Annotated in this window: 11 protein-coding genes and 1 pseudogene; 8 read left to right on the top strand and 4 right to left on the bottom strand. The window is 70.2% G+C overall.

Features of this window, described 5'->3' with window-relative positions; genetic code table 11:
• Positions 1-154: 154 nt before the first annotated feature.
• Positions 155-416, top strand: a pseudogene (locus CEB94_RS41030) (hypothetical protein); the annotation flags it as partial.
• Between the two features lie 59 nt (positions 417-475).
• A complete protein-coding gene (locus CEB94_RS23125; RefSeq protein WP_175434035.1) occupies positions 476-811 on the top strand; it encodes a YnfA family protein in 336 nt (111 codons plus the stop codon).
• Positions 812-829: 18 nt separating this feature from the next.
• Here the strand turns inward: CEB94_RS23125 and CEB94_RS23120 are convergent, their stop codons facing one another.
• Entirely contained in the window at positions 830-1,264 is a 435-nt protein-coding gene (locus CEB94_RS23120) for an ester cyclase (RefSeq protein ID WP_175434034.1), read from the bottom strand.
• 126 nt (positions 1,265-1,390) lie between these two features.
• Between CEB94_RS23120 and CEB94_RS23115 the strand changes: the two genes are divergently transcribed.
• Positions 1,391-2,167 (top strand): SDR family NAD(P)-dependent oxidoreductase, encoded by a 777-nt coding sequence (locus tag CEB94_RS23115; RefSeq protein WP_175434033.1) that lies wholly within the window; start codon positions 1,391-1,393, stop codon positions 2,165-2,167.
• Positions 2,168-2,177: 10 nt separating this feature from the next.
• Here CEB94_RS23115 and CEB94_RS23110 read toward each other — a convergent pair whose 3' ends face one another.
• Positions 2,178-3,371: an RtcB family protein gene (locus CEB94_RS23110; RefSeq protein WP_175434032.1), complete on the bottom strand. Its 1,194-nt coding sequence runs from the start codon at positions 3,369-3,371 to the stop codon at positions 2,178-2,180.
• Between the two features lie 171 nt (positions 3,372-3,542).
• Between CEB94_RS23110 and CEB94_RS23105 the strand changes: the two genes are divergently transcribed.
• The 3 genes from CEB94_RS23105 to CEB94_RS23095 all read left to right on the top strand — a co-directional run bounded on the left by CEB94_RS23105 (position 3,543) and on the right by CEB94_RS23095 (position 6,758).
• Complete coding sequence (locus tag CEB94_RS23105; protein ID WP_175434031.1) at positions 3,543-4,361, top strand: DUF3558 domain-containing protein; 819 nt, start codon at positions 3,543-3,545, stop codon at positions 4,359-4,361.
• Between the two features lie 119 nt (positions 4,362-4,480).
• Entirely contained in the window at positions 4,481-5,374 is an 894-nt protein-coding gene (locus CEB94_RS23100; RefSeq protein WP_175434030.1) for a DUF3558 family protein, read from the top strand.
• A gap of 115 nt (positions 5,375-5,489) precedes the next feature.
• Entirely contained in the window at positions 5,490-6,758 is a 1,269-nt protein-coding gene (locus CEB94_RS23095) for a DUF2637 domain-containing protein (protein ID WP_246111884.1), read from the top strand.
• 68 nt (positions 6,759-6,826) lie between these two features.
• On the opposite strand, the gene lysS is transcribed toward CEB94_RS23095, so the two are convergent.
• Complete coding sequence (gene lysS, locus CEB94_RS23090) at positions 6,827-8,575, bottom strand: lysine--tRNA ligase (RefSeq protein WP_175434028.1); 1,749 nt, start codon at positions 8,573-8,575, stop codon at positions 6,827-6,829.
• A gap of 149 nt (positions 8,576-8,724) precedes the next feature.
• Between lysS and argS the strand changes: the two genes are divergently transcribed.
• Positions 8,725-10,497, top strand: coding sequence for an arginine--tRNA ligase (gene argS, locus CEB94_RS23085; RefSeq protein WP_175434027.1), 1,773 nt, complete (start codon positions 8,725-8,727; stop codon positions 10,495-10,497).
• A 76-nt stretch (positions 10,498-10,573) separates the two neighbouring features.
• On the opposite strand, the gene CEB94_RS23080 is transcribed toward argS, so the two are convergent.
• Entirely contained in the window at positions 10,574-10,957 is a 384-nt protein-coding gene (locus tag CEB94_RS23080; protein WP_175434026.1) for a peptidase inhibitor family I36 protein, read from the bottom strand.
• Positions 10,958-11,263: 306 nt separating this feature from the next.
• Here CEB94_RS23080 and CEB94_RS23075 point away from each other — a divergent pair, with 306 nt between their 5' ends.
• The gene (locus CEB94_RS23075; RefSeq protein ID WP_175434025.1) at positions 11,264-12,004 is read left to right on the top strand and encodes a peptidoglycan-binding protein; all 741 of its coding nucleotides are present in this window, start codon (positions 11,264-11,266) and stop codon (positions 12,002-12,004) included.
• Positions 12,005-12,012: the final 8 nt, after the last annotated feature.

Genomic DNA, 12,012 nt, shown 5'->3' with positions numbered 1-12,012 from the left:
TATTCCCACCGTGGGTCCCTGCCGGTGCGCGCGAGCAGCCGCTCGAACGCCGACGCGTCCTCGCCCTCCGGCACCGGCTCCCCGAACACGCCCGTCTTCCTGGCCGTCGGCGCCAGCTCGTCCACCGCGCCGGCCAGCTCCGCCACGACCGCCTCGTCGGCTCGACTGGGCCGCCCCTCGCCGCCGACCTCGGCTACGCCGACCAGGCCCACCTCGTACGGGACTTCACGGCGACGGTGGGAGCACCTCCCACGGCGTACGCCGCGGAGACCCGGGCCGGACGCCAGGGCCCATCGCCCTCGCCGAGCCGGGCACGCGCCTTCACGGCAACGGCGCAGCACCTGCCCGGCGCGCATCACTGCGACGAGGCCGAAGAGGCTCGTGCACGCCACGGCGCCGAGACCCCCGACGGCTGACACCGGCGTCACGACGGCTGAAACCGGCGTCACGACGAGCGCATGCGAAGCTGACCGCCATGTCCGTGCTCCGCTCCGCCGCCCTCTTCGCCCTCGCCGCCCTCCTCGAGATCGGCGGCGCCTGGCTCGTCTGGCAGGGCGTGCGCGAGCACAAGGGCTGGCTCTGGGCGGCCGGCGGCGTCCTCGCGCTCGGCGCCTACGGCTTCGTCGCGACGTTCCAGCCGGACGCCCACTTCGGCCGCGTCCTCGCCGCGTACGGCGGGGTCTTCGTCGCCGGATCGATCCTGTGGGGCGTGGTCGCGGACGGCTACCGCCCGGACCGCTGGGACATCACGGGCGCGCTGGTCTGCCTCGCGGGCATGGCCGTCATCATGTACGCCCCGCGGGGAAACTGACCGGACTTCTCGGGGAGCTCAGAACGGCTCGTCGGGCAGCAGCCCCAACTGCCCGAGGAAATCCATCTCGTCGAAGTACAGCCGGTAGTCGACGATCCGCCCGTCCTTCACCGTGGCGATGTCCACCCCGCGGATCCGGACCTCCTTCTGCGTCGGAGGCAGCGTCTCCCCGTTGGGCAGCTCCAGCGGCCCGGTGTTCCGCCCGTGGAAGACCCCCTCGTCGATGGCCGTGTCACCGGCCTCATAGGAGTGCAGCACCTCGAACGCCGCCCCGGGAACCGCCTCGGTCATCGTCCGCCAGTACTCGACGATCGAGTCGCGCCCGCGCAGCTCGCCCTCGTCCGAGGTGAAGGCGACCGCGTCCTCGGCATAGAGCTCGCCGACGACCTTCATATCGGTGTGTGTGGTGACCGCGTCCGTGAGCCGGTCCATGACCTCACGTGCCTCGCCCATGATCCACCTCCGGGAGAACAGGGGACCACCCAGCCTCATTCTCCCACCGCGGGGCCCACTTATCCTGGCCGGAAGCCCGACGCGGACGCCGGGCCCGCCGCACGCCCGAGGACCCGAGGAGCACCCATGGCCACCGCCGCCCCGCCCGCAGCCTCCCGCATCGCCGTCGTCACGGGTGCGAGCAGCGGAATCGGCGCCGCCACGGCCCGGCAGCTCGCCGCGGCGGGCTACCGCGTCGTCCTCACCGCGCGCCGCAAGGACCGCATCGAGGCCCTCGCGGAGGAGATCACCCAGGCGGGCCACCAGGCCACGGCGTACGCCCTCGACGTCACCGACCGCGCGGCGGTCGACGAGTTCGCCACGGCGTTCAAGACGATCGGCGTACTGGTCAACAACGCGGGCGGCGCGCTCGGCGCGGACCCCGTCGCGACCGGCGACCCGGCCGACTGGCGCCAGATGTACGAGACGAACGTCATCGGCACCCTCAACCTCACCCAGGCCCTGCTGCCCGCGCTGATCGCGAGCGGCGACGGCACGGTCGTGGTCGTCTCCTCCACCGCGGGCCACGGCACCTACGAGGGCGGCGGGGGCTACGTCGCCGCCAAGCACGGCGCCCACGTCCTGGCCGAGACCCTGCGCCTGGAGATCGTCGGCCGGCCGGTCCGCGTCATCGAGATCGCCCCCGGCATGGTCAAGACGGACGAGTTCGCCCTGACCCGCTTCGGCGGCGACGAGGACAAGGCGGCCAAGGTCTACCAGGGCGTCGCCGAGCCCCTCACGGCCGACGACGTCGCCGACACGATCACCTGGGCGATCACCCGCCCCGCCCACGTCAACGTGGACCTCCTGGTCCTCCGCCCCCGCGCCCAGGCCTCGAACACGAAGGTGCACCGGGAGTCGTAGAGCCGGTCCGTCAGCCCTTCACGCAGACGACCTGCTTGATCTGCGCCACGACCTCCACGAGGTCGCGCTGCTGGTCGATGACCTGCTCGATCGGCTTGTAGGCGCCGGGGATCTCGTCGACGACCCCGGAGTCCTTGCGGCACTCCACCCCCTGGGTCTGCTCCTCCAGGTCCTTCGTGGTGAACCGGCGCTTGGCCGCGGTGCGGCTCATGCGCCGGCCCGCGCCGTGCGACGCGGAGTTGAAGGACTTGGCGTTGCCGAGGCCCTTCACGATGTACGAACCCGTGCCCATGGAACCGGGGATGATCCCGTACTCGCCGGAGCCGGCCCGGATCGCGCCCTTGCGGGTCACGAGCAGGTCCATCCCGTCGTAGCGCTCCTCGGCCACGTAGTTGTGGTGCGCGCTGATCTCCGGCTCGAAGGTGGGCTTGGCCTTCTTGAACTCCTTGCGGATCACGTCCTTCAGGAGCGCCATCATGATCGAGCGGTTGTGCTTCGCGTACTCCTGCGCCCAGAACAGGTCGTTGCGGTACGCCGCCATCTGCGGGGTGTCCGCGACGAAGACCGCGAGGTCGCGGTCGACCAGGCCCTGGTTGTGCGGGAGCTTCTGGGCCACGCCGATGTGATGCTCGGCCAGTTCCTTGCCGATGTTCCGGGAACCGGAGTGCAGCATCAGCCAGACAGAACCGGCCATATCCGTGCAGACTTCGACGAAGTGGTTTCCGCCGCCGAGCGTTCCCATCTGCTTCGTCGCACGCTCCTGACGGAATTTGACTGCTTCCGCGATCCCGTCGAACCGCCCCCAGAAGCCGTCCCACCCCGCCGTGGCCACTCCATGGAACCGCCCCGGGTCCACGGGATCGTCGTGCATCCCCCGCCCCACCGGAATCACCTGCTCGATCCTCGACCGCAGCCGGGACAGATCGCCGGGCAGGTCGTTCGCCGTCAGGGACGTCTTCACCGCCGACATTCCGCAGCCGATGTCGACGCCCACCGCCGCCGGGCACACCGCGCCCCGCATCGCGATGACCGAGCCGACCGTCGCACCCTTGCCGTAATGCACGTCGGGCATGACCGCCAGGCCCTTGATCCACGGCAGCGTGGCGACGTTCTGGAGCTGCTGGAGCGCCGAGCCCTCGACCGAGGCCGGGTCGGCCCACATCCGGATCGGCACCTTCGCACCCGGTATCTCTACATACGACATAACGTCCTCAATCCCCCATAAATGAACAGAAGTCTTCAACAGCAAATACCGGAGCCAAGGTCGACGAAAGGGAAATCGGACCGGCGTCCACGGCAGTGCGTGCGATACACATTGTGTTCATCGCCCGCCTCACGGCGGCAAGCCAATATCCGTCTCGAGAGGAGCCACCACGTGCAACGGAAGGCGTGTGTACCCGGTATCGCAGCGCTCCTCGCGGCGGTACTGGCCGGCTGCACCGGCGGCTCGGGCGACGGCGGCTCGACGGACGACTCCAACCCGGGCGACACCGGCACGGCATCGCCCGCCGCCGAGCCCGGCCGCTACCGCACGCTGCCCGACCCCTGCGCCGAGGTCAGCGAGAGCACCCTCGACGAACTCCTGCCCGGCATCCGGCAGATACACGACGAGGAGCAGCGCGAGAAGGCCTACGAGGGCGAACCGACGACCACGTTCGACACCGACCGCAAGGTCGCCTGCCGCTGGAAGGTGGACTCCCCGGCGGCCACCGACCATCTACTGATCGACTTCGAGCGGGTCGTCTCCTACGACAACGCCGTCAGCGACGACAGCCAGGCCGAGCAGCTCTTCGCGGAGCAGGAGGCGGCGGCCCATCTGCCCGAGCCGACGGCCACCGGGACGGCGGCCTCCGGCAGTACTCCGGCGGGTGGTTCGGCCGCGTCCCCGAGCGGCTCGCCCGCTCCGTCCGGCTCCCCTTCGCCCTCGGCGTCGGTGTCCGCTCCCCCGACCGAGTTGCAGCCCCGGGTGCTGGAGGACCTCGGCGACGAGGCCTTCCTCGACGACGGGCTGAGCAGTTCCGGTTCGACGGCCAAGCAGCGGACGGTGACTGTGGCGTTCCGCACGTCCAACGTCATCGTGACCATCGAGTACGCGGAGCAGCCGACGACTGTGGGCGTCGTCCCGGACAGCAAGGAAATGCAGGACAGGGCGCAGAAACTGGCCTCGCAGCTGGCGGATTCGCTGGGCGAGTGAGGCCCCTTCACGGCCCCTTCACGCCTGCCCGCAAAGCACGCGAAGGAAGAACACACCGTTGTCTCACCGCGTACCGTGACCACTCGGACCCGTTCCGACCGCAGGGAACCACGAGCGTCATGAGTGAAGGAACCATGCAGCGACGAGCACACCGAGAAGAGCGAGACCAGCGAGCGAAGCGCCTCAACCGCGTCCTTGTCTGCGCGGCCGCCGTCCCCGTGATGCTGGTCGCCGCCGGCTGCTCCTCGGACTCCGGCTCCGGCGACAGCGCGGACAAGGCCGAGAAGGCCGCGGCATCCGCGTCCGCGAGCCCGTCCCCGACCGTGCAGGCGGCGGCGTACGGCAAGCTTCCGGAGCCGTGCAAGGCGTTCACGAAGAAGACGCTGAAGGACCTCGTGCCGGAGAGCAAGTCCGGCAAGGAGGGCAAGTCGGACGACATCTCGACGCGCAGCAGCTGTTCCTGGAACAGCCTCGACAACAACGGCGTGAAGGGCTCGCAGTTCCGCTGGCTGAACGTGTCGATGCTGCGCTTCGAGTCGGACGTCACCCGCGGCCCGGCCGACAAGCTGGCCCGGGAGTACTTCGAGAAGCAGGTTCAGGAGGCCCAGGCCGTCGAGGGCGCCAAGAGCGTCAAGACGGAGCCGGTGACCGGTACGGGTGACCAGGCGACGGCCGTGCGCTACGACCTGAAGAAGAAGGAAGGCACCTTCAAGCAGCAGACGATCGTGGCGCGCGTCGAGAACGTCGTGGTCACGCTCGACTACAACGGCGCGGGCCTGGCCGGCGACAAGACGCCGAGCGGCGACGACATGCTGAAGGACGCGAAGAAGGCCGCCAAGGAAGCGGTGGCCGCGGTGTCCGACGCGAACGGCAAGGGCGGCGGCAAGGCGGGCGGCGCCCCGTCCGGACCGGCGTCGAAGTCGCCGTCGAAGTCGCCTTCCAAGGGGGCGTCGGACAAGCCCTCGAAGGACGCCTCGGCCTCGCCGTCCAAGAAGCCCGCGTCGAAGAGCTGAACCGTCCCGACGGGATCCGGCCACCCGTTCTCCGCACACATGTGCCACCCTGTTGCGCGCAACAACATGCAAGGGGAGGGGAGTACGGGTGGCCGCGCCAATGCAGCTGACTCGGATGCACCGCATTCTCATCGGCGTGGTCGTGGCCGGTGCCGTGGTCATCGCCGGCATCGGCTTCGCCGGTTCGTACGCGGCGGTCCGCGAGTTGGCCCTCCAGAAGGGCTTCGGGAACTTCTCCTACGTCTTCCCGATCGGCATCGACGCGGGTATCTGCGTGCTGCTGGCCCTGGATCTGCTCCTCACCTGGATCAGGATCCCGTTCCCCCTCCTGCGTCAGACGGCCTGGCTGCTGACGGCGGCGACGATCGCCTTCAACGGCGCGGCCGCGTGGCCGGATCCGCTCGGCGTGGGCATGCACGCGGTGATCCCGATCCTGTTCGTCGTCTCGGTCGAGGCGGCCCGGCACGCGATCGGCCGCATCGCCGACATCACGGCCGACAAGCACATGGAGGGCGTCCGCCTCACCCGCTGGCTCCTCTCCCCGGTCCCCACGTTCCTCCTCTGGCGCCGTATGAAGCTGTGGGAGCTCCGCTCCTACGACCAGGTCATCAAGCTGGAGCAGGAACGTCTCGTCTACCAGGCGCGGCTGCGGTCGCGGTTCGGCCGGTCCTGGCGCCGCAAGGCCCCGGTGGAGTCCCTGATGCCGCTGCGGCTGGCGAAGTACGGGGTGCCGTTGGCGGAGACGGCTCCGGCCGGGCTGGCGGCGGCGGGCATCGAGCCCGCGCTGATCCCGCCGGCTCCCAGGCAGGCTCTGGACACAGTGGCCGCACCCGCCCAGTCCGCAGGCGGTCGTGCTGCCGGGGCGGCGCCCGTGCCGCAGCGGGCGGCCCCTTCCGGCGAGCAGCGTCCGGAGCTGGACAGCGCCCCCGTCGCCGAGTACGTGGAAGCAGAGCCCGAGCCCGACCAGAGCCCTTGGTTCAACACCCCCCGCGAGGTCGAGTACCAGGGCGGTTACGACCCGGCTTACGACCCCGACGGGTACGCCCGGTGGATCGCGGAACCACAAGAGGCCGAGCGGTACCAGCCCCAGGATGACCGGGAGCCCTCCCCGGAGGACACCGGCGGTTTCCCCATCCCGGTGGGCCCGAACCGCACGCGTGAACTGGGCGACGGCGGCGGCCCGCCGGAGCCGACGGAGGAGGACTACTACCAGGTCTTCCGTGAGTCGACCAAGGGTGGGAACGGAGCGCCCACTCCGCGCGGGTTCATCTCCGACGTCGAGGCGACATACGGCGTCGCCCTGGACGAGGCCGAGGTGAAGCGCATGGTGAAGCGATTCTCCAACCGCCTCAACGCAGAGCTGACGGACGAGCACATCGCCTGACCCGCACAAGGGAAGGGGCCCTCATCCGAGGGCCCCTTCCTTTCACCACGGCGACTGCTTCCCCACTCCTACTCGGCGAGCAGAGCCCGAACCCGGTCCTGCCCCACCGCCAGCAGCAGCGTGGGCAGCCGCGGCCCGGTGTCCCGCCCGACCAGCAGGTGGTACAGCAGCGCGAAGAAGGACCGCTGGGCGCTCTTGATCTCCGGCGGCAGTTCCTTCGGCGTGGCGTCGGCGGAGAACCCGGCCTGCACCTTCGGCACGCCGTAGACCAGGTGCGTCAGACCGTCCAGCGACCAGTGGTCGGCCAGCCCGTCGAGCAGCAGCCGCAGCGACTCGCGGCCCGGCTCGTCGAGCGACTTCAGCAGCTCGGCGTCGGGCTCGTCCCGCACAATGGTGCGCTGGTCGGCGGGGACGTGCGTGTTGATCCAGGCCTCGGCCTTGTCGTACCGCGGGCGCGCCTCGTCCAGCGAGGTCAGCGGCTGCTCCGGGTCCAGCTCGCTGAGGATGCGCAGCGCCTGGTCCCCGTGCCCGGCGGTGATGTCCGCGACGGACGCCAGCGTCCGGTACGGCAGCGGCCGGGGCGTGCGCGGCAGCTCACCGGCGGCCGTGCCCACCGCACGCGCGTGCGCGGCCACGTCGGCCGGCAGGGCGCTGCCGTCGGCGACCTTGACGTCCAGCCGGTCCCACTCGTCGTACAGCCGCTGGATCTCCTGGTCGAAGGCGACCTTGAAGGACTGGTTGGGCCTGCGTCGGGCGTACAGCCAGCGCAGCAGCTGCGGCTCCATGATCCGCAGGGCGTCGGCCGGGGTGGGCACGCCGCCCTTCGAGGACGACATCTTCGCCATGCCGGAGATCCCGACGAAGGCGTACATCGGCCCGATGGGCTGCTTGCCGCCGAAGATCCCGACGATCTGCCCGCCGACCTGGAACGACGAGCCCGGCGAGGAGTGGTCGACACCGGAGGGCTCGAACACGACCCCCTCGTACGCCCAGCGCATCGGCCAGTCGACCTTCCAGACCAGCTTGCCGCGGTTGAACTCGCTCAGCCGGACCGTCTCCGAGAAGCCGCACGCGGTGCAGGCGTACGTCAGCTCGGTGGAGTCGTCGTCGTAGGAGGTGACGGTGGTGAGGTCCTTCTCGCAGTTGCCGCAGTACGGCTTGTACGGGAAGTACCCGACGGCGCCGGAGCTGCCGTCGTCCTCCGCGGCCGCGCCGGAGCCCTCGGCGGCCTCCAGCTCGGCTTCGTCGACCGGCTTCTGCCCCTGCTGCTTCTTGGCCGGGGCCTTCTTCGTGCGGTACTGGTCGAGGATCGCGTCGATGTCGGCGCGGTGCTTGATGGCGTGCAGGATCTGCTCGCGGTACACACCGGTGGTGTACTGCTCGGTCTGGCTGATCCCGTCGAACTCCACGCCCAGCTCGGCCAGCGACTCGGTCATCGAGGCCTTGAAGTGCTCGGCCCAGTTCGGGTGCGACGACCCCTTCGGCGCCGGGACGGACGTCAGCGGCTTGCCGATGTGCTCCTCCCAGGCCTTCTTGTCGACACCGGCGATGCCCTCGGGCACCTTGCGGTACCGGTCGTAGTCGTCCCAGGAGATCAGGTGCCGCACCCGGTGGCCCCGGCGGCGGATCTCGTCGGCGACGAGGTGCGGGGTCATGACCTCGCGCAGGTTCCCGAGGTGGATGGGTCCGGACGGTGAGAGGCCGGACGCGACGACGACGGGTTTGCCCGGGGCCCGGCGCTCCGACTCCTCGATGACCTCATCCGCGAAACGGGAGACCCAGTCGGTGGTCTCGGTGCTCTGAGCCACGATCGGCACGTCCTTCTTTCTGCATCGGGCAGCCGGTACGGTCGCACGGCTGACCGCACCATTCTCCCAGACCTCCTCGCGCCCGGAAAAACGGCTTTACCCCCATGGGATACTGGCCGTGTCTATCGATTCCCTCGAGGAGAACGGCACCCTTACCTATGGCCTCGGTCACGTCCCTCAGCGACTCCGTCCACCAGCGCCTCGCGGCGGCCCTGTCGGCGGCTCTGCCGCAGGCCGGCTCCGCGGACCCGCTGCTGCGACGAAGCGACCGGGCCGACTTCCAGGCCAACGGGATCCTGGCCCTCGCCAAGAAGGAGAAGGCCAACCCGCGCGAGCTGGCCGCGCAGGTCGTCTCCCGGGTCGAGTCGGGTGAGCTGATCAAGGACGTCGAGGTCTCCGGCCCCGGCTTCCTGAACATCACGATCACCGACCGCGCGATCACCGAGACCCTCGCCGCGCGCTGGGCGGACGACACCGGCCGCCTCGGCGTGCCGCAGGCCGAGCACCCGGGCACCACGGTCATCGACTACGCCCAGCCGAACGTGGCGAAGGAGATGCACGTCGGCCACCTGCGCTCCGCGGTGATCGGCGACGCGGTGGTGCAGTTGCTGGAGTTCACCGGCGAGAACGTGGTCCGGCGTCACCACATCGGCGACTGGGGCACCCAGTTCGGCATGCTCATCCAGTACCTGGAGGAGCACCCGCACGAGCTGGACCACGGCGACGGCGACGACCTCCAGGCCTCCGGCGAGCAGGCGATGTCGAACCTGGACCGCCTCTACAAGGCCGCTCGCAAGTTCTTCGACTCCGACGAGGAGTTCAAGACCCGGGCCCGGCGCCGGGTGGTGGACCTGCAGGCGGGCGACCCGCAGACCCTCGCCACGTGGCAGAAGTTCGTCGACGAGTCGAAGATCTACTTCTTCTCCGTCTTCGAGAAGCTGGACATGGAGATCCGCGACGAGGACATCGTCGGCGAGTCGGGTTACAACGACATGCTCGCCGAGACCTGCCGCCTCCTGGAGGAGTCGGGCGTGGCGGTCCGCTCCGAAGGAGCCCTCTGTGTCTTCTTCGACGACATCAAGGGCCCGGACGGCAAGCCGGTCCCGCTGATCGTGCAGAAGTCGGACGGCGGCTACGGCTACGCGGCGACCGACCTGTCGGCGATCCGCGACCGGGTCTTCGGCATCAAGGCGAACACGCTCCTCTACGTGGTGGACGCCCGCCAGTCGCTCCACTTCAAGATGGTCTTCGAGACGGCCCGCCGCGCCGGCTGGCTGAACGACGACGTCGAGGCGGTGCAGCTCGCCTTCGGCACGGTCCTCGGCAAGGACGGCAAGCCGTTCAAGACCCGTGAGGGCGAGACGGTCCGCCTGGTCGACCTCCTCGACGAGGCGATCGACCGTGCCTCGGCGGTCGTCCGCGAGAAGGCCCAGGACCTCTCCGAGGCGGAGATCGCCGAGCGCGGCACCCAGGTGGGCGTCGGCGCGGTGAAGTACGCCGACCTGTCGACGTCGGCGAACCGCGACTACAAGTTCGACCTGGACCAGATGGTCTCGCTGAACGGCGACACGTCCGTCTACCTCCAGTACGCCTACGCCCGTATCCAGTCGATCCTGCGCAAGGCCGGCACCTCCCGTCCCGCCGCGCACCCCGAGCTGGAGCTGCACGAGGCGGAGCGCGCGCTGGGCCTGCACGCGGACTCGTTCGCGGCGACGGTCGCGGAGGCGGCGACGGAGTACGCCCCGCACAAGCTGGCGGCGTACCTGTACCAGCTGGCGTCGCTGTACACGACGTTCTACGACAAGTGCCCGGTGCTGAAGGCCGAGACGCAGGAGCAGATCGAGAACCGCCTGTTCCTCTGCGACGTCACGGCCCGCACCCTCCAGCGGGGCATGGCGCTGCTGGGCATCCGGACGCCCGAGCGGCTCTGAGTCCGGCCCGTCGCGCACGGACCGAGGGCGGCACTCCCCCGTGAGTGCCGCCCTCGGCGTTTTCAGGAGCCGTGGATCACCGGCAGTTGACCCACGTGTTGGACTTCATGTAGCGGCTGACGCCGCCGGTCTCCTTGTAGCCCCTCGGGACGATGCCGCTGGACCCGGCGTGGTTCTTCTCCGAGAACCACTTGAAGTCGCAGGACGCGCCGTGGTTGTACCAGGACTTGAAGCTCTGGAACACGGCGTACTGGGTCAGGTCCTTGTTGGTCCCGGCGACCTTCTGCATGCGGCCGGTGTAGTTCTGCCCGTCCCAGACGCAGAACCAGCCGGACGGACAGTCCGAGGCGGCCTGCGGCGCGGCCGGTGCGGCACCGGCCGGGCCCGCGGTACCGGCCAGCAGACCGCCGGTGAGCGCGATGCCTCCGGCCATGACGGCGAGCTTGTTGGCCATACGCATGGTGTCCCCCTTCGTGGTCAGGCCGACCGCGGCGGCCGGCTCGGGAACGAGACTGCGGCCCCGGGGCCCCGATCCGCCACAATCGCCGCGGAAGTGACGTCCGCGCGGGACGTCCCGCACCCTGACCTGCGGGGACACCGCGCGCCGGGACGGTACGGCGGGACGGTCGCGGCGGATGGTGGCCGAATACGGAGGGGGCAGGCGGGGGGCACGGAACCGATGTCTGGGGCGGCGCGTGGATGCTGATGCAGAATGCGGCGGTGACGGGACCGCTGACCACGGTCCGCGCACGCGAGTGGGGGGAACATGTCGCGTTGGAAAGGACTTCCCGAAGAACTGGATCCGCGCGTACGGCAGTTGGTGGTGCGGTTGCGCCGGGTGAAGGACCACGGCGGACTGAGTCTGCGCCAGTTGGCCGCCAAGACGGGCTACAGCACGTCGTCCTGGGAGCGGTACCTGTCCGGCAGGTGCCTCCCGCCCAGGGAGGCCGTCGAGGCGATGGCCCGGCTCGGCGGTGACGACCCGACGCGCCTGCTCGCGCTGTACGAGGTCGCGGCCGAGGCGTCGGGCACGGCGGCGGAGCGGCCGGGACCACCGGCCGGTGCGGAATCGTCCCGCCCCCACGGCCGGGCCCTGCGCGTCACGCTCGTCGCCGGTTCGGTCGCCCTGGTGCTGGCCGTCTGCTCCACGATCCTGCTGGCCGTGCGCCTCACGGACGGCGAGGGTGAGGCCGCGGCGGCTCCCCTCACCGCCTCCGCCGCCGCACCACCCGGATCGCCGAAGCGGTCGGAGCGCCTCGCGTACACGTGCCGGGCGGAACGGATCGACGGCCGTTGGTACGCGGGCAACAGCCGCACCCTGAAAGCCGTCCTGGCGATGGGCCACGCCGGACCGGAGGTGGCCGAGGCCCAGTGCCTGCTGCGGGAAGCGGGCCTCTCGCCGGGCGCCGTGGACGGTATCTTCGGCCCGCACACGCAACGCGCGGTCAAGGGCCTCCAGAAGCGCTCCGGTCTGGTCGTGGACGGCATCATCGGCCCCCACACCTAGAAGGCCCT

It is taken from the genome of Streptomyces hawaiiensis (assembly GCF_004803895.1).
In the GTDB taxonomy this organism is placed as follows: Bacteria; Actinomycetota; Actinomycetes; order Streptomycetales; family Streptomycetaceae; genus Streptomyces; species Streptomyces hawaiiensis.
The sequence above is the reverse complement of the archived record's forward strand: the minus strand, read 5'-3'. Positions and strand labels throughout refer to the sequence as shown.

Bases quoted from the DNA above. Each gene is read 5' to 3' on its own strand.
- CEB94_RS23125 (WP_175434035.1), top strand. From the start codon at position 476: ATGTCCGTGCTCCGCTCCGCCGCCCTCTTCGCCCTCGCCGCCCTCCTC.
- CEB94_RS23100 (WP_175434030.1), top strand. From the start codon at position 4,481: ATGAGTGAAGGAACCATGCAGCGACGAGCACACCGAGAAGAGCGAGAC.
- CEB94_RS23080 (WP_175434026.1), bottom strand. From the start codon at position 10,957: ATGCGTATGGCCAACAAGCTCGCCGTCATGGCCGGAGGCATCGCGCTC.
- CEB94_RS23120 (WP_175434034.1), bottom strand. From the start codon at position 1,264: ATGGGCGAGGCACGTGAGGTCATGGACCGGCTCACGGACGCGGTCACC.
- CEB94_RS23115 (WP_175434033.1), top strand. From the start codon at position 1,391: ATGGCCACCGCCGCCCCGCCCGCAGCCTCCCGCATCGCCGTCGTCACG.
- CEB94_RS23110 (WP_175434032.1), bottom strand. From the start codon at position 3,371: ATGTCGTATGTAGAGATACCGGGTGCGAAGGTGCCGATCCGGATGTGG.
- CEB94_RS23075 (WP_175434025.1), top strand. From the start codon at position 11,264: ATGTCGCGTTGGAAAGGACTTCCCGAAGAACTGGATCCGCGCGTACGG.
- argS (WP_175434027.1), top strand. From the start codon at position 8,725: ATGGCCTCGGTCACGTCCCTCAGCGACTCCGTCCACCAGCGCCTCGCG.
- CEB94_RS23095 (WP_246111884.1), top strand. From the start codon at position 5,490: ATGCACCGCATTCTCATCGGCGTGGTCGTGGCCGGTGCCGTGGTCATC.